The following is a 23106-nucleotide window of genomic DNA, read 5'->3' on the forward strand; positions in this document are numbered from 1 at the left end:
TACCGCGAAACCGGGGAGTGCCTCGCATGGGGACGAATGGATCGACCATGCTCGAGCCGTTACGGCAGGGGCTACCTCCGCTCGACCCCTCCGCGGTCTCCAGCGCGGCGTCCGTCGCCCTCCCCGCCCGCTACGAAGCGGTGGGCAACGCACGGAAGTTCACCCGCACGACACTGGATCAGTGGGAACTCGACGAGAGATTCGACGACATAGCCCTCGTCGTCTCCGAACTCGTCACCAACGCCCTGCGGCACGCGCTGCCGGCCGACACCCCGCGCGAACGCCAGGACCCGCCCGTGCGGCTGCACTTGATGCGCTGGGCCTCGCGACTGGTGTGCGCGGTGCGCGACCCCAGCGACGAGAGTCCGGTCGCGCGCGACACCGACGACGACTTCTCGGCGGAGTCGGGCAGGGGCCTGTTCCTGGTGGACTCCTTCAGCGACGGCTGGGGCTGGCACCCGCTCGCCGGCACGCTGCGCGGCAAGGTGGTCTGGGCGCTGTTCCGCCTGGGGTGAGTGCGCGGGGCCGCGTGACCCTGCGCGCTAACCGCCTATGAGGTGGTCGAACTCGCCGTCCTTCATCCCCAGCAGCATCGCTTCTATCTCCGCGCGCGTGTAGACGAGCGCCGGTCCGTCCGGGAAGCGCGAGTTGCGCACGGCGACGTCGCCACCCGGCAGCTTCGCGAACTCCACGCACGAGCCCTGCGAGTTGCTGTGCCTGCTCTTCTGCCAGACCACCCCGTGAAGCTCCGTGGCCGCCATGCCGTTAAACGCGTGGTGCACAGGTCGCTCCCCGGTGGTGCAGTGCCGTTGGTGGCTCTAGACGCGGATGGCTCTAGATGCAGTGGTCAACTGTCCCGGATCATAGCTGTGTTCACATGCCGATGCATGGGCAGATGCACGTGCACGCGGGGTGTTCCCTTGATTACAGGCCTGTCAGTACGCCCACTGCTCTAGGAACAGACGCGCACCGCCCCGTTTATGTTCCGTCCAAGTGCCGGAAAAAACGGGTGCGGTGCGCTAATGGGCTGGTCCGTCGGCGAGGCCTCCGTCAGCGAGGCGCTCCGTACGGCAGCAGGGCCATCTCCCGGGCGTTCTTGATCGCCGCGGCGATCCGCCGCTGCTGGCGCACGCTCACCCGCGTGACCCGGCGGCTGCGGATCTTGCCGCGGTCCGAGATGAACTTCCGCAGCAGATCGGTGTCCTTGTAGTCGATGTACGTGATGCCCAAGGCGTCCAGGGGGTTGGGCTTGGGCTTCTGCGGGCGGGCGGCGGGCTTGCGCGGGGACAAGAGTCAGACCTCCAGGAGGGTGTCGAAGGCAGGGGGCAGGCGTTTCCAGGCGTCGCGCCCGGCGGCGTACTCCTCGTCGGTCAACAGGCAGGACTCCAGGACCTGTTCGAGCCCTTCGCGGTCCAGGCCCGGCGAGGTGAACACCAGGTGGTTGCAGCAGTCGCCGTGCTCCGGGTGCCAGTCGAGGGCGGCGGCGGCGCGGCGCACCGGCGGGACCATCTCCCACGCGGCGTCCGGCAGCGAGGCCAGCCACGGCCCCGCGCTCTCGACGCAGAGCGCGCCGCCCGCCGCGTCCCAGCCGAGCAGCGTGTCCGGGTGGTCGGCCAGCCAGAACCGGCCCCGGCTGCGGGCCGCCGCGCAGGTCAGGTCCTCCAGGGCGGCGTAGAGGCGCTCCGGATGGAAGGGCCGCTCCCGATGCCATACGAAGGTGGAGACCCCGCACGCGTCGGCCTCCGCCGGCAGCAGCGCGCAGGCGGGGTGCTGCGCCGCGGCCGCCGCCTCGACGTCGAATCCGGCACGCGCGGCTGCCGCCAAGTCGCGGTGTCCGATCGGGACGTGGCGCGCCGTCGGGTGGAGCTGGGCGAGCAGGGCGCGGTCCTCGTCGTCGGCCTCCGCCGAGTCCGCGACGGCGAGCACGGGGGCGTACTCCAGCTGGCGCGCCCAGGTGTCGGCGACGGTGCGCTGGTCGGTGGGGGCGGCGGCGAGCCCGGCCTCCATGAGGTCGTCGCCGTTGCCGAGGTAGGGCAGGAGCAGGGCGGGGTCGACGGCCGTGACGACGCCGCCGAGCCGGATGCCTTCGCCGCCGTGCGCGGCGATCACCTCCGCCATGGCCTTGGGCTCGACCGAGTCCCACAGCTCCACGACCGCGAGCCGGGTCAGGCCCGCGTCCGCGAGGCGCCGCAGCTCGGGCACCAGGTCCTCGCGGAGCGCGCAGCAGGCGCAGTCGTCGACCAGCGGGGCGTCGCCGGTGGAGAGCACCTCGGTGGCGTCGCGCACGGTGCGCACGACGGTGCCCCGCACGGCGGTCGACAGGTCGTGGTGGAGGGCCACGCTGCCGGGCGCGGTGGTCAGGAGCGCGTCGACGGCCGCCTTGCGGGCGTCCGCGTGGAGGCCGCCGACGATCACGACGTCCAGCGCGGTCGCCTCGCCCATCGGCCCACTCATCGGCGCTTCCCGAAACGGCGCTCGAAGCGCTCGACGCGGCCCGCGGTGTCCATCACGCGGGCGGTGCCCGTGTAGAAGGGGTGGCTCGCGGACGAGACCTCGACGTCGATGACGGGGTACGTGCGGCCGTCCTCCCACTCGATCGTCTTTGCGCTGGTCGCGGTGGACCGGGTGAGGAAGGCGAAGCCCGCGGCCTTGTCGCGGAAGACGACGGGGCCGTACGGCGGGTGGATGTCCTTGCGCATGGCGGTCAGCGCTCCTCTCGGAAGTCGACGTGGCGGCCCGCGACCGGGTCGTACTTGCGCAGCGTGAGGCGGTCGGGGTCGTTGCGGCGGTTCTTGCGGGTGACGTAGGTGAAGCCGGTGCCGGCCGTGGACCGGAGCTTGATGACGGGGCGGAGTTCGTTGCGGGCCATGTGGCTAGTATATGAAAACGACTCCCGTTTTCAATTGGGGGGCCGTCCCTACGACCGAGAGGTGCGTCACCTTGTCCGCCCACTGCCAGCTGACCGGCGCGAAGCCCGGCTTCGGCCACCACATCTCCCACTCCCACCGGCGGACCTCCCGCCGCTTCGACCCCAACGTCCAGCGCAAGCGGTACTGGCTGCCGAGCGAGGGGCGGTACGTGCGGCTGCGGCTGAGCGCGAAGGGGATCAGGACCGTCGACAGCATCGGGATCGAGGCGGCCGTCGCCAGGATCCGCGCCCGCGGCGTGAAGGTCTGAGTGGGGTCCGAGTGGGGTCCGAGTGGGGTTCGAGTGAAGATCCGAGTGAGGTTCTGATGGCCAAGAAGAGCAAGATCGCCAAGAACGAGAAGCGGCGCCTGGTCGTCGCGCGGTACGCCGCACGGCGGGCCGTACTGAAGGAGATCATCCGACGGAGCGGCAGCAGTGACGCCGAACGGCTCGCCGCGCGGCGGGAGTTGGCGCGGCAGCCGCGCGACGCCAGCGCGACGCGGGTGCGGAACCGGGACAGCGTGGACGGGCGTCCGCGCGGATACGTGGGGGCCTTCGGGTTGTCGAGGGTGCGGTTGCGTGAGCAAGCGCACGCCGGATACCTGCCGGGTGTGCGCAAGTCCTCCTGGTAGCTTGGCGCCCGATTTGGCCGGGGGCGACTCCGGCAACGCCAGGCTTTCTAGGGGGACTTCAAGTGCGTACGTACGTCCGTAGTGTCCGTCGTGTGCGGGTCGGTGCCGCCGTGGTGGGGCTCGCCGCCGCGCTCGCGCTGACCGGGTGCGGCAGCGACGGGGACGGTGGCGGCAAGAAGGACCGGGGGTCGGCCGACGGGTCCTCCGGGTCCGCGTCCGGCGGCTCCGACGCGTCGGACGAGGGCGGCTCGACCGGGGGCTCGGACTCCGGCGCCAAGGGCGGCAGCCTTCAGGGCACGTGGGTCGCCACCACCGACGGGAAGCCGCTCGCCCTCGCCGTCACCGGCAAGACGGCGACGCTGCTCGGCGAGGACGTGCTGTGCAACGGCACCGCCGGGGACGAGATGGGCTCGCAGATGATCAACCTCAAGTGCGCGAAGGGGAATTCGGACCGCACGACGGGGCGGGTCGAGTCCGTGGACGGCAAGTCGATGAAGGTCGCCTGGGAAGGGGCCGGCAAGGACGAGTTCCTGAAGACCGAGGGCGGGAAGCTGCCCGAGGGGCTGCCGACCGCGGGGCTGCCGCAGTCCTGAGTCCGGGGGCCTGCGGGCTCCTCGGCGGTGTCCCGTCAGTGGGCCGCGGGACCTTTCCGGTTCCGCGGCCCCTGCGCGTCCGGGCCCTTCGTGGCCGAGCCGTCCACCAGCATCGGTGGCGGTGTCGTGTCCAGGGCGTCGGACAGGTCGTCGAGGGTCTCCAGGAGCAGGCCCGCTCCCCTGCGGACCACGCGGTCGGGGACGCCTTCGCCGTCCCACTCGTCCAGGGCCTTGCGGACCGCGTCCCAGCGCGGGACGCGGCGTTCCCGTACCGCCTTCGCGCCCTGCTCCGTCGAGGTGCGCAGCGCATCGGCCAGGCGGGCCGCCGCGGGCACGGGGGTCGCGTCGCGGTCGGGGAGGTGGGCCTCCATCAGCATGGCGACGCGGCCCAGTTGGGCCAGCGTCTCCTCGGCGTCGGCGGCCGCGGCGCGGGACAGGCCGCGGTGGCGCACCGGTTCGTTCTTGGCGCGGCTCGCCGCCTCCTGCCAGGCGACGCGGGCGGCGCGCGCTTCGAGCAGCGCCTCGCGCACGTCGGGGCAGGTCTTGCCGGCGGGGTGGGCGTAGTGGTCGACGACCGCGGCGGCGTAACGGCCGTCCGCCGCCAGCCAGTCGGCGAGGCGGGTGCGCAGGCGCGGGGTCTCCCATGCGGGGTAGACCGCGTACGCGATCATCGCGAGGACGCCGCCGAGCAGGGTCAGGACCACGCGCTCCGGGACCGTCTGCGTCCACTGCTGGCCGCCCATGCCGAGCAGGAAGACGACGTACGCGGCGACGCAGGCCTGGGCCGCGACCTGGCCGGTGCGCATCAGCAGGTACATCATTCCGGCGCAGAGCACGGCGAGCGCGGCGGACAGGCCGACGCCGGGGTCGGCGAGCTGGACCAGGCCCGTGGCGAGCGCGACGCCGACGAGGGTGCCGCCGAAGCGGGCCACGGCGCGGGAGTACGTCTGGGAGAAGTCCGGCCGCATCACCATGACCGAGGCCATGGGGGCCCAGTAGCCGTGCCCGAAGGGCAGCCAGTGGCCCACCAGGTAGCCGGCGGATGCCACGGCGGTGACGCGGATCGCGTGGCGGGTGACCGGGGAGTCGTGCCGGAACTCGGCCCGCACGGCCCGCAGGACGCCGGGGACCAGGGCGGGGAGGGTGGGGCGCAGCAGCGGGATGGCCTGGGTGTCGGACTGGGCTCCGGTGGGGACGTCCGGTTGCGTGGGGGCCGCCGTGTCGTGGGTCGGGGCGCCCTGGGTGTTGCCCGCCGTTTCCAGTACGTCGCGCAGGAGCGCGCCCAGGCGGGTCGCCGCCCGGTACGCCGGACCCGTGAGGATCGCTCCCGTGTCCGGGGTCCTGAGCGCGGCCAGGGCCGCCGGGGGGATCTCGACCGGTTCGCCGTGGCGGATCGCCCGGGCCGCGGCGTCCAGGACCGCGCCCGCCGCCCCGAGCAGTTCGCGGACCCTGTCCCGTTCCCTGCCCTCCGGCGGGACGCCCACCGCCGGGTCCGCCAGTGAGGCGAGGACCGGGCGGATGCGTTCCGCGAGGCCGCGCGCGCCGTGGAGTTCCGCGGGGCGGGTGCGGGCCTGGCGCGGGGTGATCGTCGCCGCGTCGCGCGCCGCCATCAGGGGCTCGGGGTCGAAGGGGGCCACCGGGTCGTGGCGGAGCCTGCGGGCGTAGTCCGCCTCGGCCGCCAGTGCGTCGGCCAGGGCGTCGCGGTGCGCGCCCCATCTGCGGATCGGGAAGAGGACCACCAGCGCAGCCTGGACGCAGCCGCCGACGATCATCATCGCCGCGTGGCCCGCGGCGGCGGCCGGCGAGGTGGGGAGCGTGACCGTCACGAGCATGATCGCGACGTTGGACGACGCGATGATGCCGACGGTGGGGCCCGCGGCCCAGCTCAGGCCCGCGAGGAAGGTCCACAGGGCGAGCAGGGCGAGGAAGAGGAGCAGGTGGGAGCCGGTGAGGTAGCCGAGGAAGGTGGAGACGGCGAGGCTCGTGCCGGAGGCCAGGGCCAGTTCCGGGCGGGGCCGCCAGCTGCGCTGGAAGGTGGCGATGGCCGCCTGGTACGCGCCGAAGGCGGAGCTCGCCGCCACTGCCGGGCCGAAGAGGGAGAGGCTGACGCCGATGACGACGGCGAGGCCCGCGGCGCCGCGGAGGGCGACCAGGGGTTCCAGGCGTTTGCGCTCGACGGACAGCCCCGAGCGAGCTGTCTCTTTCAGCGCGCGGAGCCAGGTCACTCTGTGATGATACGGGGCATATCGGGCTACCTGGCCGGGGGGCGAAGGCGGGGCTCTGGCGGGGCGAGGGCGGGGCCCTGGCGGGGGCCGCCCCCTCACGTCGCGCTCAGCGCCACCGTCGGGTGCAGGCGCGACGCCCTGATCGCCGGGTAGAGGCCCGCCGCCATGCCGATCAGCAGGGTCGCGGCGAAGCCCGCCGTCAGGGACCACGCGGGGACCACCGGGGTCCACCCCTGGGCCAGGGCGAACGCGTACGTCGATGTCGCGCCGAGGAACGCTCCCGCCGCGCCGCCCAGCGCCGCGAGCAGCAGGGACTCCGTGAGGAACTGGAGGCGGATCGCGTTCCTGGTCGCGCCGAGGGCCCTGCGCAGGCCGATCTCCGCGCGGCGCTCCAGGACCGAGATCACCATCGTGTTCGCCACCCCCACCCCGCCGACCAGGAGCGCCACCGCCCCGAGGCCCAGCATCAGTGTCGTCAGGCCCTTGTCCGTCGCCGCCTTCGCGGCCAGCGCGTCCGAGGGGCGGGAGACCTTCACCGCGCTCGGGTCGGCGGGGTTGACCGTGCGGGCCAGGACCTCCCGTACGTCCTCCACCGCGGCGTCGGACGAGCGCTCGAAGACGGTGGTCGGGTGCCCGTCGAAGCGGAAGTACTTCTCGGCCGCCGGGAAGCCGACCATCGCCACGCGGTCCAGGTTCGGGACCAGCTCGACGGGCTCCAGGATGCCGATCACGACCACGTACTCGTCGTTCATCAGGATCTTCTCGCCCGGGGACGTGACGCCGAGGCGGTCCGCCGCCACCGAACCGAGCACCGTGACCGGGAGGTTCTCGTTCGCCCCGTTCAGCCACGTGCCCTTGTGGACGCGCGCGTTGAGCGTCCGCAGGAGGTCCGGGTGCGCCGCCTGGGTCGTCACTCCCGCTGTCCGCTCCTCGGGGACCGCCTCGCTGCGGCGGATGCGTGTGTCCACGTTCGCCGTCGCCGTCGCACGGGTCACCGGGCCGACGCGCTCCACCATCGCCACCGCCGACTTGGGCAGCGGCACCTCGAACCCCTCCGCGTTCTTGCCCGCCTCCGCGGAGAGGAGGTTCGTGCCGAGCCGGTCCAGCTTCGCCATCAGGTCCGACTTGCTGGACTGGGAGAGGCCGACGACCGCCACCATCGTGGCGATGCCGATCGCGATGCCCAGGGCCGAGAGGACCACCCGGGCGCGGCGGGCCCGCAGGCCCACCGCGCCGACTCGCAGGATGTCCGCCGGGGAGAGGCGCGACGGCTTCGGGGCCCGGGTGGGCCGGGGTCGCTTCACGTGCGTCAACTCACCTTCCGCGAGCGCGAGTCCGCCGTGATCCCGCCGTCCCTGAAGCGGACCCTGCGCGGCAGGGACTCCGCTATGTCGTTGTCGTGCGTGATCACACAGATCGTCGTGCCCGTCCGGTTCAGGTCGTGCAGGAGGTCCATGACCATCTCGCCCGACGCCGTGTCCAGCGCTCCCGTCGGCTCGTCCGCAAGGAGGAGCGCGGGCTCGCCGACCAACGCGCGGGCTATCGCCACGCGTTGCTTCTCGCCGCCGGAGAGCTGGTCGGGGCGGTGCGACAGGCGGTGGCCGAGGCGGACGCGCTCCAGGGCCGTACGGGCGCGGGCGCGGCGCTCCCCGAGGGGCACGCCCGCGTACAGCAGGCCGTCCGCGACGTTGTCGACCGCGTCGCGGCCCGCCGCCAGGTGGAAGTGCTGGAAGACGAAGCCGATGTGGCGGGCCCGGAGCGCGGAGAGGCGGGCGTCGGTGAGCTCGTTCACGTCGTGGCCCGCGACGTGCACCGTGCCCGACGTGGGCCTGTCGAGCGTGCCGATGACGTTCAGCGCCGTCGACTTGCCGGAGCCCGACGGGCCGACGATCGCGAGGAGTTCGCCCGCGCGGACCGTGAGGCTCACGCCGCGCAGGGCGTGCACGTCGCCCTCGTACGACTTGGTGACGTTCCTCAACTCGACGACGGGGGTGGTTGTCGAAGTCATGGGGCCGCCGCTCCGACCTTCGTGCCCTCCTCGATGCCGGGGCCGCTGACCTCGATCCTGCCGTCGGCCGTCATGCCCGTCTCGACGCGCACCATGCGGGACGTGTCGCCCTCGACGACCTGGAGGCCGTAGCCGCCGTTCTCGCCGCGCAGGGCGACGACCGCCTCGACGGGGACCGCGAGGACGTCCTTGCGGGACTCGCTGACGAACCGCACGCTGGCCGTGGCTCTCGGGTCCTCCCCCGACGCCGCCGATCCGCCCGCGTCCAGGGTCACTTCGACCGTGATGCCGTCCCCGGCCGCGCCGCTCTCGGACTCGTCCGAGGCCCGGGGTTCCACCGTGCCCGTCACCCTGCCCGGCTCCTTCTTGCCGCTGGGCAGGGTGACTTCGACCTTCGTACCCTTCGACGTGAGGGACACGTCCGCCTGGTCGAGCTCCGCGCGGACGACCGGCTTCGTCGAGGCCGCCGTCAGGACCGCGTCGCCGGGGGCGACCTGGTCCGCGAGCGCCGCGTTCGCCTCGGCGACCTTGACCTGTCCGGGCTGGAAGACCACATCTCCCTTGCCCACCCGGCCCGTCGGGGTGCGGTCGAGGGACTTCTGCCACCGCTTGACCGCGGCCTCGGTCGCCTTGTCGAAGCGTGGGTCCACATAGAGGCCGCCGCCGTGACCGAGCGCCACGAGGTTGCGCTCCAGTTGCAGTACGTCGCTGCCGCGGTCCCCCGCCCTCATCTCGCGGAAGGCGGGGACCGGGCCGTAGAGGAGCGTCACCGGCTTGTCGTCCAGCTCGTAGAGCGCCTGGCCGCGCGCGACGGTGGCGCCCCCCTTCGCGGCGACCGTGACCGTGCCCTCGACCGCCGACTTCACCGGGCGGCGCCCCGCGAAGTCGATCTTCCCGTCGACCGTCCTGGACTGGACGAGGTCGGTGCGCACGACCGTGGCGGTCGCGGGCGGCCGCTCGCCGCCCCCGCCGTCGGCGCCCGCGTCCTCGCCGCCCACCGCGAACGCCCCGGCCCCGGCCGCCGCCGTGGCGGCCACCGCGGCCGCCGCGATCCATCCCGTACGGCGTCTCATCCCTGCATCCCGTCCAGGCCTTCGAGCAGCTTGTCCTTGCAGGCCTCCTTGGCCCTCTTGTACGCGGGCGAGTCCTGGTTCATCGTCGGGTCCGCCGGGTCGGTCTCGCCGCCGGGGATGACGTTGCCGCCGGACATCGTGGGGTTGGCGTACTTCGAGAGGCCGTTGTCGCGCATGCACTTGGCGTGCGCGAGCATCGACTCGAAGTCCTTCTGCGCGTCGCGCCTGGGCTCCTGGTTCATCGCGTCCCGCAGCTCCGGGGCGCAGACGCCGTCCCTGCCGCCCTTCTGCTCCTCGCCGCGGCCGTCGGGGTCGGTGATCGCGTCGATCTTCGGCCAGTCGAGATAGCCGCTGAGCTTGGGGTCGGGGAAGTCCTTGATGCCGGCCTTGGTGCGCATGCACTGGACGTACTTCATCTGTGCGTCGTAGAAGGCGCTCTTGCCCTTGGCCTCGGGCTTGGACTCGCCCGCGGGCTCGCCCTCGGACCGCCCCCCGGACTTCTCCGGGGCCGACGCGACCCCCTCCTCCTTCACTCCGTCGCCGCCTCCACAGGCGACGGTGAGCGCGAGGACCGGGGCGGCGACGAGTGCGGCCATCCGCAGACGGGCGGTGCCGCGGGGCGTGGTGTGGATGCTCATGGGCCCCACCGAACCGCGCTCATATGGTGGCCGGTCCATGGCCGCATGATGAGAACGTAACAATGCGCCGCGGCCGTCGGTTCGCCGCTCCTACCGCCCTGAACCGGACAGGTCCTCGCCCATAATCGCTGGCATGCCCCGAGTCCCCCATGTGCTGCTGATCGAGGACGACGCTTCCGTGCGCGACGGAATGGAGCTGGTGCTGCGCCGCCACGGGTACGCGGTCGACACCGCGGCCACCGGCGAGGAGGCCCTCGCCCTGCTCGCCGGGCCTGCCGGCCAGGGCGTCGAGCTCGCCGTGCTCGACCTGATGCTGCCCGGCATGGACGGCTTCGAGGTCTGCCGGCGGATCCGCGCCACCGGGTCGACGATCCCCGTCGTCATGCTGACCGCGCGCGGCGACGACAGCGACATCGTGCGGGGCCTGGAGGCGGGCGCCGACGACTACGTGGTCAAGCCGGTCACCGCGCCCGTCCTTGAGGCCAGGATCAAGGCCGCGCTGCGCCGGGCCGAGCCGGTGCGGCGCAGGCCCGACGAGGACACGTACGCGGGCCTCGTCATCGACCGCGCCGGGCTCACCGTCACCAAGCGCGGGACGCCCATCGCCCTGCCGCCGACCGAGCTGCGGGTCCTCCTTGAGCTCTCCGCCTCGCCGGGGCAGGTGTTCAGCCGCGAACAGCTGCTGCGGTCGGTGTGGGAGCACGACTTCCTCGGGGACTCGCGGCTCGTGGACGCCGCGGTCGGGCGGCTCCGCGCCAAGATCGAGGACGTACCGGCCAGGCCGGTGTTCGTGCAGACCGTGCGGGGCTTCGGGTACCGGTTCGGGCCGGTATGAGGCGGCGCTCCGGGAGGCGGGGGAGCGCGGGTCCGGCGCCGGAGCCGCGGGAGGGCGTGGCGCCCCGGCGGTGGATGTGGGGAGGGCTGCGGACGCGGCTCGTCGTCGCCTTCGTCCTCGTCGCGCTCGTCAGCGCCGTCACGGCCACCGGGCTCGCCTACCGCGAGTCCCGCGACGCCGTCCTGGAACGCAAGCAGGACGCCGTGCGGACCGAGTTCAGGAACCGCGTCGACCAGGCCGCCGCCGACCTCGCGATGCCGCCCGACGAGGTGTCCCTCACCCGCTTCGCCGCCGGTGTCGCCGACGGGCTCGGTGACTCCGTCGTCGTCGCCGAGTACCGCACGCTGCGGGGCTCCTCCGACGCCTCCGCGGACCGGTCACGGATCTCCGACGCGCTGCGCGAGGCCGTGCGCGAGCGGGAGCGGATGAGCTTCCAGCGCATCGAGCGGGACGGCAGCCCCTACCTGGTGGTGGGCACGCCCGTCACCTTCGGGTCCGGGCCGCCGTCCGGGCTCGACGTCTACGCCGTCACCTCGCTGCGGGCCGAACAGGAGGACACCGCGGCGATCCTCGACGCCGCGCGAAACGGCCTGCTGCCCGTGGTGCTCCTCGCCGTCGTGCTCGCGCTGCTGGCCGCGCGCACGGTGCTGCGGCCCGTGCGGGAGCTGGGGCGCGCCACGCGCAGGCACGCCGCGGGAGACCTGTCCTCGCGGGTCGACGTGCCCAAGGGGCGAGACGAACTCGCGCACCTGGCGCGGGACTTCAACCTGACTGCGGACGCCCTGGAGACGTCCGTCGCCGAGCTGCGCGAACAGGAGGCGCGGGCGCGGCGGTTCGTCGCCGACGTCTCGCACGAGCTGCGCACGCCGCTCGCCGCGATGACGATGGTCGCCACCGTGCTCGACGAGGACGCGGGCCAGCTGCCGCCGGACGTGGCCCACGCCGCCCGTACGGTGAGCGCGGAGACGGCGCGGCTCTCGCGGCTCGTCGACGACCTGATGGAGATGTCCCGCTTCGACTCGGGCGCAGCCCGGCTCAACCTCGGCGAGGTCGACCTCGCCGACACCGTGCGGAACACGCTCGCGCTGCGCGGCTGGGCCTCGCGGATCGACGCGCGGCTCCCCAAGGGGGTGCGGGCCGTGGTCGACCCGCGGCGCGTCGACGTGATCGTCGCCAACCTCGTCGGCAACGCGCTGCGGCACGGGGCCGAGCCGGTGACCCTGACGGCGGCGGCCGCGGGCGACTGGCTGACGGTCGAGGTCGCCGACCGGGGGCCCGGCCTCGCGCCCGAGGTGCTTGCCCACGTCTTCGACCGCTTCTACAAGGCGGACAGCGCGCGGACGCGGTCGGAGGGCAGCGGGCTCGGCACGGCCATCGCCCTGGAGAACGCGCGACTGCACGGAGGGACGATCGAGGTGGCCAACAGGGCGGAGGGCGGGGCGGTGTTCACGTTGCGGGTGCCTTGGCGGCGCGGGGAAGGGGGCGGGGAGTGAGTCTCGTACGCGCTGCGGCACGGAGCGCCCTCGTCCGCAGGGGGATCGGCCTGGGCCTTGCCGCGCTCGCCCTCGCGGGGTGCGGGGTGCGGCCGACCGGGGTGGTGGACGCGGGAGAGGCCGCGGGCGGTCTCACCAAGGGGTTGCGGATCTACTTCGTCGACGAGACGGGGCGGCTTCAGGGGGTGTCCCGTTCGGACGAGAACGTCCGCGAACCGGCAGCCGTCATCAAGCTGTTGATGAGCGGCCCCGACGATGCGGAGCAGCGGGCCGGACTCAACACCCTGGTCGACGAGGGGCAGTTCGATGTCACCGGTGGGGGCTCCCGGCTCACCTTGCGGATGCCCGGCACCCCGATCGACCCGTCGTCCGTGCGCGACCGCAACCTCACCGGCCAGCTCGTCTGCAGCATCGCCCGCGCCGGCGCCGTCCTCGACAGGAGCGGGCGGACGCGCCCCGACGACGTGCGGGTGACCGTAGTGCCGCAGGAGGGCGGGGAGTTGGGGCCCTATGTGTGCTCGGACTTCCTGAAGTAGGGCCGGCTCGCGCGCCCTTCGCTCAGGGCAGCGCCGGGCCCCGCGACGACACCTGTGCCCGGTCCGCCGCCGCCGTGCCGTGTGCCCAGCCCTCGCCGTCCGTCACTCCTCGCACCCGTGTCGTGGTCGTCTCCGGGAACATCCGCTCCGCGCGGTCGGTGACCGCCACGTCGCGCGCGGCGAGGACGGGGAGCAGCGCGGCCGGGGACCCGCCCTCCGCCGCGGCCTCCGTCACCGCGTGTTCGCCCGCCTCGGCCAGGCGGGCGCCGATGCGGTGCGCGTACGCCATCAGGAACGACTGGCGGAACGTCTTCGTGCGCTTGCGGCCGCCCGCGCGCTGTTGCGCCTCCGCCCTGGTCATCGCCGCGGTGCCCTGCACGAGGAGGGAGGTGTGGAGCAACTCCACCGCTTCCAGGTCGGGTTCGAAGCCGACCACCGTCGAGAAGCCGTACGCCTCGTTCCACACCGCGCGGCAGCGGTTCGCCGCGGCGACGACGTCCAGGAGGATCGCCTTCGCCGTCTCGTACGGGGCGTCCACGCCGACGCGGCAGGCCGCGGGGACGTCCTTGGCGTGCGTACGGGACGCGAGCAGCGCCTCGTCGAGCGAGTGCCGCGCCATCAGCTCCTGGGCCTTGGCGGTGAGCGCCTCCGCCTCCTCCGGGTAGCCGGTCGCCTCGGCCTTGGCGAGGAGGGCGCGGATGCGGGTGAGGGTGCGGGGTTCGCCCTCGGCCGGGGCGGGGATCGCCTCGCCGGGGGGAGGGCCCACCGGTTCCAGCGGGGGGAGGCGCAGGAGCAGGCGGTAGAGCTGGAGGGTCGTGGTGGCCCGGGAGAAGCGGTCCTGGGCGGGCTCGTCCGTGGGGCCGGTCTCCGCGAGCTGGGTCGCCCAGCGCGGGGGCAGGTGGGCGTAGCGGGCGGTCTCCGCGTGGATCAGGGACGCGGCCAGGCGTACGTGCGGGTCGGCCAGGTCGCGGCGGACCAGGCGGAGGACGTCGGCCGGCTGCCAGCCGTGCCGCCACGCCCTGGTCAGGTACTCCTCGCCTCGGCGGCGCAGGTCGGCGTCCGCGTCGGGGGCCGCCGCCAGGAGCGACGCGCCGGTGTCCAGGCCTTCGTCGCCTTCGCCGTACAGCGCCGCCGCGAACGCCTTGTCGATCACCGAGTCCATGAGGTCAAGGGTATGGGGCGGCGCGGGGCCGGCATGGGGGTCGTTGCATGGGGGGTACGGGGGGCATGGGGGGGCGTGGGGGTACGGGGGGCATGGGGGGCGTTGTTCGGCGGCCGCCTCTGGGGCGAAGCCACCCCCTCATCCACACCCTGTGGATATCGAACTTCTGCGCGGGCGGTCGTTCGCGCGCGGGCGTGGGCGCGGGCGCGGACTCGGGCGGCCCAGGAGGATGCCCGCCAGCACCAGGCCCAGGCCCAGGAGCTGCCGCGGGGTGAGCGGCTCGGCCGCGAGGAGGGTGCCGAGCAGGACGCCCGTCACCGGGTTGAGCAGCCCGACCAGACCCACCGTCCCGGCGGGGAGGTGGCGCAGGCCCGCGAACCAGGCGGCGAAGGCCAGGGCGGTCGCCACCACGGCGACGTAGGCGAAGGCGAGCGCGGCGGGGGCGCCGAGGGCGGGCGGCGCTCCTTCCAGGGCGACCGCCAGGGGGATCAACGCCGCTCCCCCGGCGACGAGTTGCCACGCGGTCGAGGCGAGCACGGGGACGTCGGAGCCCCAGCGCCTGGCGAGGACGTAGCCGAGGGAGGACATGAGCATCGCGGCGGCCGAGGCGAGCACGCCGCCGGGGTCGGCCGACGCCGTGGCGCCGAGCAGCATCAGGCAGACGCCGCCGAGCCCCACGCCCGCTCCCGCCAGGTGCGGCAGCCGGGGCCGCTCGGCGAGCAGGGGCCAGGCGATCACCATCATGACCAGGGGCGAGGTCGCCATGACGGTCGAGGCGATGCCGGTCGGGAGCAGTTGCGCGGCGACGTAGACCAGGGTGAAGAAACCGCCCACGTTGAGGACGCCGAGGACCAGGGACTTCCACCACCACGAGCCGCGCGGCAGCCGCCGGGCCACGGCCAGGAGCAGCAGGCCCGCGGGCAGGGCTCTGATCGCCGCGCCGTACAGGGGGCTTTCGGCGGGCAGGAACTCGTGCGTGACGTAGTAGTTCGTGCCCCAGGCGACGGGCGCCACGGCGGTGAGGAGCACCCAGCGGACCCCTGCGGGCGGTGCGGCGGCGGAACCGGAAGTATCTTCCATGGAAGATACTATGCCTTCCGAGGAAGCTAAAGTGAAGGCATGCCCGACTCCACACCCGAGCCCGTATCGCCCCTGGGTGACGCACCCCTCGACCACGTGGCCCGCATCCAGGCCGAGTGGGCCCGGGAGCGCCCCGACGTCGACGTGACGCCGCAGGGCGCGATCGGGCGGCTGCACCGGCTCGGGGCGCTGCTCACCGAGGAGCTCTGCGTCGTGTACCGCCGATTCGGGCTGAGCGAGGGCGAGTTCGACGTGCTGGCCGCGCTGCGGCGGGCGGGTGAGCCGTACGAGCGGGCGCCCGGCGAGCTGGCCGCGCACACCATGGTCACGACCGGCGCGATGACCAAGCGCGTCGACCGTCTCGAACGCGCCGGACTCGTCACGCGGCGGCGCGCGGCGGGCGACGGCCGGGGCCGCGTCGTCGGACTCACCGGCGCGGGACGGGAGTTGATCGACCAGGCCTTCACGGAGCACATGCGCAACGAGCGGCGTCTCCTTGACGCGTTGACGCCGCGGGAGGCCGAGCAGATCGAGGCGTTGCTGACGACGTGGCTGGGGCGGGTGGAGCGGCCGGTCGGGGCAGAGGGGCCTCCGGGGGCGCAGGCCGAGGCGCGCTAGCTGTCGCCGCCCTCGTCGATGAGCCGCCGCACCTCGCGGTCGACGAGGCCGAGGCGGGCCTCCGCCACGAGCGGTACGGCGCGGCGCTGCCGCCGGGCCTCGTGTACGTCGATGTCCACCGTCACCAGGCCCTGCTCCCACTTCGGCGCCTGCGCGACGACGGTGCCGCGCGGGTCGACGACGCGGGAGCCGCCCCAGAAGGAGGCGCCGTTCTCGTTGCCGACGCGGTTCACGAAGACGACCCAGCACTGGAGCATGCGGGCGGTGTACGAGAGCAGCGTGTCCCAGTACAGGCCGGTGTCCATGGCTTCGGGGTCCAGGCTCGCGGCGCTGTTCGTGGGTACGACGATGACCTCGGCGCCGTCCTGCACGGCGAGCCAGGGCAGGACGGGCTGCCAGGCGTCGTTGCAGACGAGGGTGGCGGCGCGGCCGTGGGCGCCGGGGAGGTCGTACGCGCGCAGGTGCTGGCCGGGGCTGACGTGCTTGCGCTCCTCCCAGGCCAGGTAGTTGGGGAGGTACAGCTTGCGGTGGGCGTGCAGGAGGCGGCCGCCCGTGTAGTACGCCGAGGTGTTGTAGGCGCGGAGGCCGGTGTGCTCGTGGAGGCCGACCAGGACGTCGGGGCCGCCGGGTGCCGCCAGGGCGAGCAGGCGGGGGTCGTCCGTCGTGACGGACGTGTCCTTCTTCAGGGCGCCCAGGTGGTAGCCGTGGAGGCTGAGCTCCGGGAAGACGACGAGGTCGGCGGCCTGGGCCGCCGCCTGCTCGATCTGGTCCCGGGCGGTCTCCAGGTTCGCCTCGACCTCGCCCAGCGCGCAGTCGGTCTGCGCCAACGCCACTCGCATCCCCCGACCCTCGCAGCCGGCGGGTCCTCCCGCACGCCGGGCGCGGCCACCTGGGGCCGGGCCCGGGACCCCTCGCGCGTGGCCCCCGGCGCTGTCAGTGCCGGGTGCGAGACTCCTGGGATGAGCGGGCGGATGGTTGTCGGGGTCGGCGAGGGAGGAGGCGTTGAGCTGCTCCCCCTCGGGGAGGACGGGCTGCCCTCGGGGCCCGTCGTCCGGGAGGCCGATCTCGGCGAGGCCGTGCGGACGCGGGGCCACGTATCGCGGTGGATCTGGCGCTCCACCCCCGCCGTCTACCCCCGCCTCCTCGGCGCCGGCGTCCGCGTGGAGCGGTGCTATGACGTCGAAGCCGCCGAGCTGCTCCTCCTCGGCCACGAGGGCCGCCTCGGAGAGCCCCGTTCCGCGGCCGCCGCGCTCGCCCGCATCCGCAACGCCCCCGTACCCCCCGATCCCCCGCCCCGCGCCGCCGAGCCCGGCACCCAGGACTCCCTCTTCGAGCCCCGTCCCGGAGGCACCCCCGTAAGCATCGAGGAGCTCGCCGAGGTCTATGCCGAGCAGCAGCGAAGACACGACGCCACCGCCCACCCCGGCCGCATGCGCCTGCTCACCGCCTCCGAGTCCGCGGGCATGCTCGTCGCCGCCGAGATGAACGCCGCCGGGCTCCCCTGGCGCGCCGACGTCCACCGCGGCCTCCTCACCGAACTCCTCGGCGAGCGGTACGCGGGCGGCGGCGAACCCCGCCGCCTGGCCGAGCTCGCCGACGAGATCTCCGCCGCCTTCGGCCGCCGTGTCCGCCCCGACCTGGCCGCGGACGTCGTCAAGGCCTTCGCGCAGGCCGGCATCAAGGTGAAGTCGACCCGCCGCTGGGAGATCGAGGGCATCGACCACCCCGCCGTGCGGCCCCTCATCGAGTACAAGAAGCTCTACCGCATCTGGACGGCCCACGGCTGGAGCTGGCTCCAGGACTGGGTGCACGACGGCCGCTTCCGCCCCGAGTACACCCCGGGCGGCTCCGTCAGCGGCCGCTGGACCACCAACGGCGGCGGCGCGCTGCAGATCCCCAAGGTCATCCGCAGGGCCGTCGTCGCCGACCCCGGCTGGCGCCTCGTCGTGGCCGACGCCGACCAGATGGAGCCGCGGGTCCTCGCCGCGATCTCCCGCGACCGGGGCCTGATGGAGGTGGCGGGCAGCGAGGACGACCTCTACACCCGCCTCTCCGACCGCGCGTTCTCCGGCGACCGCGAGCACGCGAAGCTCGCGCTGCTCGGCGCGGTGTACGGCCAGACGTCGGGCGACGGCCTGAAGAACCTGGCCGCGCTGCGCCGCCGCTTCCCGCTCGCCGTCGCGTACGTCGACGACGCGGCGAAGGCGGGCGAGGAGGGCCGCCTCGTACGGACGTGGCTGGGCAGGACGAGCCCTCCGGCGGCGGGGTCCGGGGAGAGCGAGGAGGCGGGGATCCCGCAGGACGACCCCACCGAAACCCCCTCCTCCGACAGCGAGTTCACCCCTGGTTACGCCTCCACCAACGCCCGCGCCCGAGGCCGTTTCACCCGCAACTTCGTGGTGCAGGGCAGCGCCGCGGACTGGGCCCTGCTGATGCTGGCCGCGCTGCGGCGGACGATCGACGAGGCGGGGATGCGGGCGCGGCTCGTCTTCTTCCAGCACGACGAGGTCATCGTGCACTGCCCCGCCGACGAGGCGGAGGCGGTGGCCCGCGCGATCCGCGAGGCGGGGGACCTCGCGGGACGGATCGCGTTCGGCGAGACCCCGGTCAGATTCCCGTTCACCACGGCGATCGTGGAGTGCTACGCCGACGCGAAGTGAGACGCCGGACGGCGAAGGGCCACCCCGGCGCTACGCCGCGAGCAGCGCCCTGAGTTCCTCGACCACCTTGCTGTCCGTCCCGTCCAACGCCCGCAGCGCGCACCGCCATTGCTCGTACGCCTCGCCGTCGCGGCCCTCGTCCCGCAGCAGGAGCCCCCGCTGATGGCGGGCCAGGCCCGTCATATGGGTGTCGCCGCGCTGTTCGGCGCCCTCGGCGAGCGCGACGCACTCGCGCGTCGCGTCCTCCGTGCGGGAGAGGCCGCGCAGGGCCCGCACCAGGCCGAGGCGGGCCTGGGACTTGCCGTGCCAGTCCTCGTACTCGTTGTGGATGCGCAGGCTTTCCTCGAAGTGGGCGAGGGCGGCGGCCGGTTCGCCGAGGGTGAGGTGGGCGTAGCCGATGTTGCAGTGGGCGGACTGGCGGACGATGGCGTGCCCGATGGTCTCGCCGATCGCGAGGCTGCGTTCGTGGTGGACGATGGCGGCGCGGGCGTCCGTGTGCTCGTAGAGGTTGCCGAGGTGGCTGAGGGTGATCGCCTCGCTGAGCGGGTCGGCGAGCTCCTTGGCGAGCTCCAGGCTCTGGTGGAGGGCGTCGGCGGACTCCGCGTGGCGGCCGAGGCCTTCGAGGAGAAGGCCGCGGTTGTTGAGGCCGCGGCGTACGCAGGACACGATGCCGAGCTCGCGCCAGAGGGCGAGGGCCTCGTCGTTCAGGGCGAGGGCCTCGCTGCTGCGGCCCGACATGAAGTGCATGCCGGCGAGGTCGGTGAGGGCCTGGGCCTGCGCGCCGGTGTCGCCCTGGCGGCGGGCGGCGGCCAGGGCGAGGGCACCGAGCGCGGCCAACTCGGTGAGGCGGCCGCGCCGTTGGAGGTACGGGAAGAGGCAGCGGACCAGGACGGGCACCAGGGCCGGGGGGTTCTCGCCGGTGCCGTGGCGTTCGACGAGGGCGAGGATGTTGGCGAGCTCGGTGTCGCCCCAGGCGAACGCGGCCTCCATGGACAGGGACGACTCCGCGGGCCCACTCCCGGCAGGATCCGTGGCCCGAGGCCCGCCCTCGGCAGAACCCGTGGACCGAGACCCACCCCCGGCAGAACCCGTGAGCCGAGACCCACTCCCGGCAGAACCCATGAGCCGAGACCCACTCCCGGCAGAACCCATGAGCCCGGCCCCGGCGAGGCGCGGCTCGACCCCGCGCAGGCGGTCGGCCCTGTCCAGCCCCTCCGGCATGATCGCCAGCAGGGTGCGGCGGGCGGACTCCGCGTACCAGAGCAGGGCCTCGGCCACGGCGTCCGCGCCGGCGGGGGCCGCGGAGGAGGCCGCCGTCTCGCGGGCGAAGTCGCGTACGAGGTCGTGCGGGGTGTACCTGCCGTACGCGGTCTCGTCGAGGAGGGCGACGTCGACCAGGCGGTCGAGGGCGGCGCCCGCGCGCAGCTCGTCGGTGCCCAACAGGCGGGCCAGCAGCGGGACTCCGTACGTGGGCAGGTCGAGCGCGCCGATCCGGGCGAGGGCGAGGGCGGCGTCGCGGTCGGCCTGGCGTTCCGAGGTGCGCAGGGCGTCGAGGGCGACGGCCAGCGAGCGGCGCACGCTCAGGTCGTCGTACTCGAGGTGGTGCAGGCGGCCGCCGCTGACGGTGAGGAGTTCGGCGAGGTCGTCCGGGGTGAGGGCGCGGCGCGCGGCGAGGCGGGCGGCGACGATGCGCAGGGCCAGCGGGAGGCGGCCCGCGAGCTCGACCAGGGGGTGCCCGGCGTCGAGCGCGTCGCGGCCGGAGACGGCCCGCAGCAGGGCGGCGCTCTCGCCGTCGGAGAGGGGCTCCAGCGGGAAGCGGGCCGCGCCGTCGAGCGCGGTCAGCGGCGACCGGCTGGTGACGATGACCGCGCAGCCGGGGCCCGCGGGCAGCAGGGGGCGCACCTGCGCGGCGGTCGCGGCGTCGTCCAGGACCATGAGCGTGCGGGTGGGCGCGAGCAGCGAGCGGAGCAACGCGCTGGCGGCGGCCGGGTCTTCGGGGCTCTCCTGGGTGTGGCGGGGCTCGGCCCCGAGGTCCCGCAGGAGGGAGGCGAGGGCCTGGCCGGGGGTGAGCGGGGTCATGCCGGGGGTCGCGCCGCGCAGGTTGACGTAGAGCTGTCCGTCGGGGAACTCCTCGCGCAGCCCGTGCGCCACGTGCACGGCGAGGGCGCTCTTGCCGACCCCGGCCATCCCGGAGACGACGGCGACGCGTGGCCCTGCGCCGAGGGCGCCCCGCAGCTCCCGGACGGTTTCGTCGCGGCCGGTGAAGTGGGCCGGGCCAGGGGGGAGTTGGGCGGGCTGGTACGGGCCCACGCCGGGCGACGTGGCCGAGCCGCGGGACTCGGCCGCATCCTCGTCGCCGCGAGCGCCCGGGCCATCGGCCCCGTTCCCGTTCCCCTCGGCCCCGTTCCCCTCGACCCCGTTCCCCTCGACTCCGTTCCCTCCGACTCCGTTGGTTCCCTCAACGACTCCGTTGGTTCCCTCGACCCCTTGCGCACGCTCGGCCCTTCGCGTGCCGGCGGACTCCCCGTACGCCTCCCCCGCATCGGACGGCACCACAGAAGTCGTCACGGAGGCCGCCCCGGAAGCCGCCCTGGAAGCCGCCCCGGAAACCGGGTCCGCCGGTCCACGCAGCACCTCCCGATGTGCCTCCCGTACCGCCGTGCCCGGTTCCACGCCCAGCTCGTCGATCAGGCGGCGGCGCAGTTCGCGGTGGACGGCGAGGGCCTCCGCCTGGCGGCCCGTGCGGTGCAGGGCCAGCATCAGCTGGCGGTGGAAGACCTCGCGGAGCGGGTGCTCCGCGACCAGCGCCGCCAGTTCGGGGGCGAGCGCGGCCAGGTCGGTGCCGCGCTCCAGCTCCGCGTCGTACCGCCACTGGAGGGCGAGGAGACGTGCCTCTTCCAGGCGCGGTACGAGGGGGTGGTCGGCCAGCACGTCCGGGAGGCCGCCGAGCGGCGTGCCCCGCCACAGCGCGAGCGCCCCCGAGGCCGACTCGGCGACCCGCGCCCAGTCCCGCTCCGCGTACGCCGCCCGCGCCCGCACCACCAGGCCCTCGAAGACCCGTACGTCCAACTCGCCCTCGCCGACCCGCAGTCGGTACCCCGGCGGCACCGCCTGCAGCCGCCCCGGATCGTCGAGGAGGCGCCGCAGCCGCGTCACGTGGTTCTGGAGGGACGCCTGCGCGGAGGCCGGCGGGTGGTCGCCCCACAGCGCCTCCTTGAGGGCGCCGAGCGAGACCACCCGGTCCGGTTCCAGGAGCAGCGCCGCCAGCAGGGCGCGCCCCTTGGCGCTGCGCACGGGGTGCGGCTCGCCCGCGGCGTCGTACACGGCAGGTGCTCCGAGCAGACCGAACCGCAGCCCGCATCGCTCGCTCACGCCGTCTCCCCGTACTGTCCCGCTCCGCCTGTCCTGACCCTTCGCCCTGACCGTTGGCCACATGTTAGCGATCTGTTGGCGGGCCCTGATGGGATCACTTCATCGGACCTGGCCCGCCGGTACTCGCGCACAGCGCGTAGCTCGGGGGAGTGTCGCCGCCGCGGCCGGGTCCGGGGGCAGAGAGAGAGCCCCGGTCGGCGGAGGTGAACGACCGGGGCTTTCGTCCTGCCCCGCACTCCGTTCGGGACCTCCCCCTCCCCGGAGTCCTACCTGCGGCCTCTGCCCGAGACGCCCTTCGCGAGGATGCCGCAGTCCGCCTCCACCGCCCGCGCCGGATCCAGCGCGTTGAGCGCGAACCGCAGCGCGACCGGATCCGTGGCCGTGCCGCTGTGCAGCGTGAAGTCGTAGGCGCAGCGGTCCTGGAGCAGGCCGTTGCGGCCGTCGGGGCCGTCGTACAGATACTGGGACTTGTAGGGCGTCACCACGTAGTCGTACTTCGTGGCGGCGACGGCGTACGAGACTCCGGGCAGCGTAAGGCCGCCCTCGTTGAGCCGCTTCAGGAACTCCGAGCCCGCCAGCTGGTCCAGGCAGGCCCAGCACGGCGCGTCCTCCGCGACGGCGAGGGTGGCCGCCAGCTTCGGCTGCTCCCTGGCGAGGGCCTCGCGCATGTCGAGGGTCGTGCCGCGGTTGGAGGGGGAGATCCCGACGAGCGTGCGCACCTTCTTCGCGCCGCCCTCGAACTTCATGTACTGGCGGGGCATCATCCCGCCCTGCGAGTGCCCGACGACGTCCACCTGACCGGCGCCCGTGGCGGCGAGGACCCCGTCCACGAACACGGCGAGCTCCTTGGCGGACTCGGCGACCGGCGCCATGCCGTACATGTCCTCGGCCCCGGTCTTCCCGTAGTCGAGGACGAAGACGCAGTACCCCGCCGCCTTGAAGACCGGGACGGCCATCCCCCACGCCTTGCCGGTGGCGAAGGTCCCGTGGACCAGGACGAGGGGGCGCGGGTGGGCGCGGCCGGGGCGGCACGCCCAGTCGTTGGCGCCCGGGACTCCGGGCGTGGCCAGCTTCCTCGCGGCGGCGACCGCGGCAGCGGATGCGGGGTCGCCGGGGTCGCCCGAGCACGGCGCGGGGGCCGCGGCCGCCGGTGAGGCGGCGCAGAGCAGGGCCGCGAGGAGGCCGGCGACGACGGGGCGTACGTCCATGAACCCCAGGGTCCGGCCCACCCGCCCGCCCCGCACGCCTGTGCGGCCGTACGGATCAACGTACGC

At 74.1% G+C, this 23106-nt stretch carries 24 protein-coding genes; 9 read left to right on the top strand and 15 right to left on the bottom strand.

Annotated features, from left to right (window positions below):
- Nucleotides 1-26: 26 nt before the first annotated feature.
- Nucleotides 27-515, top strand: coding sequence for an ATP-binding protein (locus tag ACZ4D5_RS09215; RefSeq protein WP_467771725.1), 489 nt, complete (start codon nt 27-29; stop codon nt 513-515).
- 27 nt (nt 516-542) lie between these two features.
- On the opposite strand, the gene ACZ4D5_RS09220 is transcribed toward ACZ4D5_RS09215, so the two are convergent.
- The 5 genes from ACZ4D5_RS09220 to rpmG all read right to left on the bottom strand — a co-directional run bounded on the left by ACZ4D5_RS09220 (nt 543) and on the right by rpmG (nt 2869).
- Nucleotides 543-782 (bottom strand): DUF397 domain-containing protein, encoded by a 240-nt coding sequence (locus ACZ4D5_RS09220; RefSeq protein ID WP_223775964.1) that lies wholly within the window; start codon nt 780-782, stop codon nt 543-545.
- Nucleotides 783-1050: 268 nt separating this feature from the next.
- Complete coding sequence (gene rpsR / locus ACZ4D5_RS09225) at nt 1051-1290, bottom strand: 30S ribosomal protein S18 (protein WP_467771726.1); 240 nt, start codon at nt 1288-1290, stop codon at nt 1051-1053.
- Between the two features lie 3 nt (nt 1291-1293).
- Nucleotides 1294-2454 carry a CobW family GTP-binding protein gene (locus ACZ4D5_RS09230; protein ID WP_467771727.1) on the bottom strand — a complete coding sequence of 387 codons (1161 nt, stop codon included), beginning with the start codon at nt 2452-2454 and terminating at the stop codon, nt 1294-1296.
- Nucleotides 2451-2699, bottom strand: coding sequence for a type B 50S ribosomal protein L31 (locus ACZ4D5_RS09235; protein WP_467771728.1), 249 nt, complete (start codon nt 2697-2699; stop codon nt 2451-2453). The genes ACZ4D5_RS09230 and ACZ4D5_RS09235 overlap by 4 nt, the downstream gene beginning before the upstream one ends.
- Nucleotides 2700-2704: 5 nt before the next feature.
- Nucleotides 2705-2869: a 50S ribosomal protein L33 gene (rpmG, locus tag ACZ4D5_RS09240; RefSeq protein ID WP_044382365.1), complete on the bottom strand. Its 165-nt coding sequence runs from the start codon at nt 2867-2869 to the stop codon at nt 2705-2707.
- Between the two features lie 71 nt (nt 2870-2940).
- Here rpmG and rpmB point away from each other — a divergent pair, with 71 nt between their 5' ends.
- The 3 genes from rpmB (at nt 2941) to ACZ4D5_RS09255 (ending at nt 4132) form a co-directional block, all read left to right on the top strand.
- Nucleotides 2941-3177 carry a 50S ribosomal protein L28 gene (gene rpmB, locus ACZ4D5_RS09245; protein ID WP_467771729.1) on the top strand — a complete coding sequence of 79 codons (237 nt, stop codon included), beginning with the start codon at nt 2941-2943 and terminating at the stop codon, nt 3175-3177.
- A gap of 56 nt (nt 3178-3233) precedes the next feature.
- Nucleotides 3234-3539 (top strand): 30S ribosomal protein S14, encoded by a 306-nt coding sequence (rpsN, locus tag ACZ4D5_RS09250; RefSeq protein WP_467771730.1) that lies wholly within the window; start codon nt 3234-3236, stop codon nt 3537-3539.
- A gap of 92 nt (nt 3540-3631) precedes the next feature.
- Nucleotides 3632-4132, top strand: a complete 501-nt coding sequence (locus ACZ4D5_RS09255) for a hypothetical protein (protein WP_467771731.1) — start codon at nt 3632-3634, stop codon at nt 4130-4132.
- Between the two features lie 35 nt (nt 4133-4167).
- On the opposite strand, the gene ACZ4D5_RS09260 is transcribed toward ACZ4D5_RS09255, so the two are convergent.
- The 5 genes from ACZ4D5_RS09260 to ACZ4D5_RS09280 all read right to left on the bottom strand — a co-directional run bounded on the left by ACZ4D5_RS09260 (nt 4168) and on the right by ACZ4D5_RS09280 (nt 10076).
- On the bottom strand, nt 4168-6357 hold the full coding sequence (locus tag ACZ4D5_RS09260) for an FUSC family protein (RefSeq protein ID WP_467771732.1): 2190 nt from the start codon (nt 6355-6357) through the stop codon (nt 4168-4170).
- Nucleotides 6358-6452: 95 nt separating this feature from the next.
- Entirely contained in the window at nt 6453-7661 is a 1209-nt protein-coding gene (locus tag ACZ4D5_RS09265; RefSeq protein ID WP_467771733.1) for an ABC transporter permease, read from the bottom strand.
- A gap of 5 nt (nt 7662-7666) precedes the next feature.
- Complete coding sequence (locus ACZ4D5_RS09270; RefSeq protein WP_467771734.1) at nt 7667-8365, bottom strand: ABC transporter ATP-binding protein; 699 nt, start codon at nt 8363-8365, stop codon at nt 7667-7669.
- The gene (locus ACZ4D5_RS09275) at nt 8362-9438 is read right to left on the bottom strand and encodes an efflux RND transporter periplasmic adaptor subunit (protein WP_467771735.1); all 1077 of its coding nucleotides are present in this window, start codon (nt 9436-9438) and stop codon (nt 8362-8364) included. Before ACZ4D5_RS09275 ends, ACZ4D5_RS09270 begins: the two co-directional genes overlap by 4 nt.
- On the bottom strand, nt 9435-10076 hold the full coding sequence (locus ACZ4D5_RS09280) for a hypothetical protein (protein WP_467771736.1): 642 nt from the start codon (nt 10074-10076) through the stop codon (nt 9435-9437). Before ACZ4D5_RS09280 ends, ACZ4D5_RS09275 begins: the two co-directional genes overlap by 4 nt.
- A gap of 133 nt (nt 10077-10209) precedes the next feature.
- On the opposite strand from ACZ4D5_RS09280, the gene ACZ4D5_RS09285 reads away from it, so the two are divergent.
- From ACZ4D5_RS09285 to ACZ4D5_RS09295, 3 genes are all read left to right on the top strand, one after another.
- Nucleotides 10210-10911, top strand: coding sequence for a response regulator transcription factor (locus ACZ4D5_RS09285; RefSeq protein WP_467771737.1), 702 nt, complete (start codon nt 10210-10212; stop codon nt 10909-10911).
- A 74-nt stretch (nt 10912-10985) separates the two neighbouring features.
- Nucleotides 10986-12404: an ATP-binding protein gene (locus tag ACZ4D5_RS09290; protein ID WP_467772257.1), complete on the top strand. Its 1419-nt coding sequence runs from the start codon at nt 10986-10988 to the stop codon at nt 12402-12404.
- The gene (locus ACZ4D5_RS09295) at nt 12401-12940 is read left to right on the top strand and encodes a GerMN domain-containing protein (RefSeq protein WP_467771738.1); all 540 of its coding nucleotides are present in this window, start codon (nt 12401-12403) and stop codon (nt 12938-12940) included. Before ACZ4D5_RS09290 ends, ACZ4D5_RS09295 begins: the two co-directional genes overlap by 4 nt.
- A 22-nt stretch (nt 12941-12962) precedes the next feature.
- Here ACZ4D5_RS09295 and ACZ4D5_RS09300 read toward each other — a convergent pair whose 3' ends face one another.
- The gene (locus tag ACZ4D5_RS09300) at nt 12963-14102 is read right to left on the bottom strand and encodes a DUF2786 domain-containing protein (RefSeq protein WP_467771739.1); all 1140 of its coding nucleotides are present in this window, start codon (nt 14100-14102) and stop codon (nt 12963-12965) included.
- Nucleotides 14103-14240: 138 nt separating this feature from the next.
- Nucleotides 14241-15182, bottom strand: coding sequence for a DMT family transporter (locus ACZ4D5_RS09305; protein ID WP_467771740.1), 942 nt, complete (start codon nt 15180-15182; stop codon nt 14241-14243).
- Between the two features lie 39 nt (nt 15183-15221).
- On the opposite strand from ACZ4D5_RS09305, the gene ACZ4D5_RS09310 reads away from it, so the two are divergent.
- Nucleotides 15222-15800, top strand: coding sequence for a MarR family winged helix-turn-helix transcriptional regulator (locus tag ACZ4D5_RS09310; RefSeq protein ID WP_467771741.1), 579 nt, complete (start codon nt 15222-15224; stop codon nt 15798-15800).
- Here ACZ4D5_RS09310 and ACZ4D5_RS09315 read toward each other — a convergent pair.
- Nucleotides 15797-16639 (bottom strand): nitrilase-related carbon-nitrogen hydrolase, encoded by an 843-nt coding sequence (locus tag ACZ4D5_RS09315; RefSeq protein ID WP_467771742.1) that lies wholly within the window; start codon nt 16637-16639, stop codon nt 15797-15799. The genes ACZ4D5_RS09310 and ACZ4D5_RS09315 overlap by 4 nt on opposite strands.
- A 120-nt stretch (nt 16640-16759) precedes the next feature.
- On the opposite strand from ACZ4D5_RS09315, the gene ACZ4D5_RS09320 reads away from it, so the two are divergent.
- Nucleotides 16760-18460 carry a bifunctional 3'-5' exonuclease/DNA polymerase gene (locus tag ACZ4D5_RS09320; protein WP_467771743.1) on the top strand — a complete coding sequence of 567 codons (1701 nt, stop codon included), beginning with the start codon at nt 16760-16762 and terminating at the stop codon, nt 18458-18460.
- A 30-nt stretch (nt 18461-18490) separates the two neighbouring features.
- Here ACZ4D5_RS09320 and ACZ4D5_RS09325 read toward each other — a convergent pair whose 3' ends face one another.
- Nucleotides 18491-21895, bottom strand: a complete 3405-nt coding sequence (locus ACZ4D5_RS09325; RefSeq protein WP_467771744.1) for an AfsR/SARP family transcriptional regulator — start codon at nt 21893-21895, stop codon at nt 18491-18493.
- A gap of 203 nt (nt 21896-22098) precedes the next feature.
- Complete coding sequence (locus ACZ4D5_RS09330; protein WP_467771745.1) at nt 22099-23040, bottom strand: lipase family alpha/beta hydrolase; 942 nt, start codon at nt 23038-23040, stop codon at nt 22099-22101.
- Nucleotides 23041-23106 lie beyond the last annotated feature (66 nt).

The organism is Streptomyces sp. NPDC025651, assembly GCF_055558735.1.

Excerpts from the sequence above, each read along its gene's own strand:
- rpsN (WP_467771730.1), top strand. The coding sequence starts at position 3,234 with ATGGCCAAGAAGAGCAAGATCGCCAAGAACGAGAAGCGGCGCCTGGTC.
- ACZ4D5_RS09280 (WP_467771736.1), bottom strand. The coding sequence starts at position 10,076 with ATGAGCATCCACACCACGCCCCGCGGCACCGCCCGTCTGCGGATGGCC.
- ACZ4D5_RS09300 (WP_467771739.1), bottom strand. The coding sequence starts at position 14,102 with ATGGACTCGGTGATCGACAAGGCGTTCGCGGCGGCGCTGTACGGCGAA.
- ACZ4D5_RS09320 (WP_467771743.1), top strand. The coding sequence starts at position 16,760 with ATGAGCGGGCGGATGGTTGTCGGGGTCGGCGAGGGAGGAGGCGTTGAG.
- rpmG (WP_044382365.1), bottom strand. The coding sequence starts at position 2,869 with ATGGCCCGCAACGAACTCCGCCCCGTCATCAAGCTCCGGTCCACGGCC.
- ACZ4D5_RS09310 (WP_467771741.1), top strand. The coding sequence starts at position 15,222 with ATGCCCGACTCCACACCCGAGCCCGTATCGCCCCTGGGTGACGCACCC.
- ACZ4D5_RS09325 (WP_467771744.1), bottom strand. The coding sequence starts at position 21,895 with ATGTGGCCAACGGTCAGGGCGAAGGGTCAGGACAGGCGGAGCGGGACA.
- ACZ4D5_RS09285 (WP_467771737.1), top strand. The coding sequence starts at position 10,210 with ATGCCCCGAGTCCCCCATGTGCTGCTGATCGAGGACGACGCTTCCGTG.
- ACZ4D5_RS09230 (WP_467771727.1), bottom strand. The coding sequence starts at position 2,454 with ATGAGTGGGCCGATGGGCGAGGCGACCGCGCTGGACGTCGTGATCGTC.
- ACZ4D5_RS09270 (WP_467771734.1), bottom strand. The coding sequence starts at position 8,365 with ATGACTTCGACAACCACCCCCGTCGTCGAGTTGAGGAACGTCACCAAG.
- ACZ4D5_RS09275 (WP_467771735.1), bottom strand. The coding sequence starts at position 9,438 with ATGAGACGCCGTACGGGATGGATCGCGGCGGCCGCGGTGGCCGCCACG.
- ACZ4D5_RS09235 (WP_467771728.1), bottom strand. The coding sequence starts at position 2,699 with ATGCGCAAGGACATCCACCCGCCGTACGGCCCCGTCGTCTTCCGCGAC.
- ACZ4D5_RS09315 (WP_467771742.1), bottom strand. The coding sequence starts at position 16,639 with ATGCGAGTGGCGTTGGCGCAGACCGACTGCGCGCTGGGCGAGGTCGAG.
- ACZ4D5_RS09215 (WP_467771725.1), top strand. The coding sequence starts at position 27 with ATGGGGACGAATGGATCGACCATGCTCGAGCCGTTACGGCAGGGGCTA.
- ACZ4D5_RS09330 (WP_467771745.1), bottom strand. The coding sequence starts at position 23,040 with ATGGACGTACGCCCCGTCGTCGCCGGCCTCCTCGCGGCCCTGCTCTGC.
- ACZ4D5_RS09290 (WP_467772257.1), top strand. The coding sequence starts at position 10,986 with ATGTGGGGAGGGCTGCGGACGCGGCTCGTCGTCGCCTTCGTCCTCGTC.
- ACZ4D5_RS09305 (WP_467771740.1), bottom strand. The coding sequence starts at position 15,182 with ATGGAAGATACTTCCGGTTCCGCCGCCGCACCGCCCGCAGGGGTCCGC.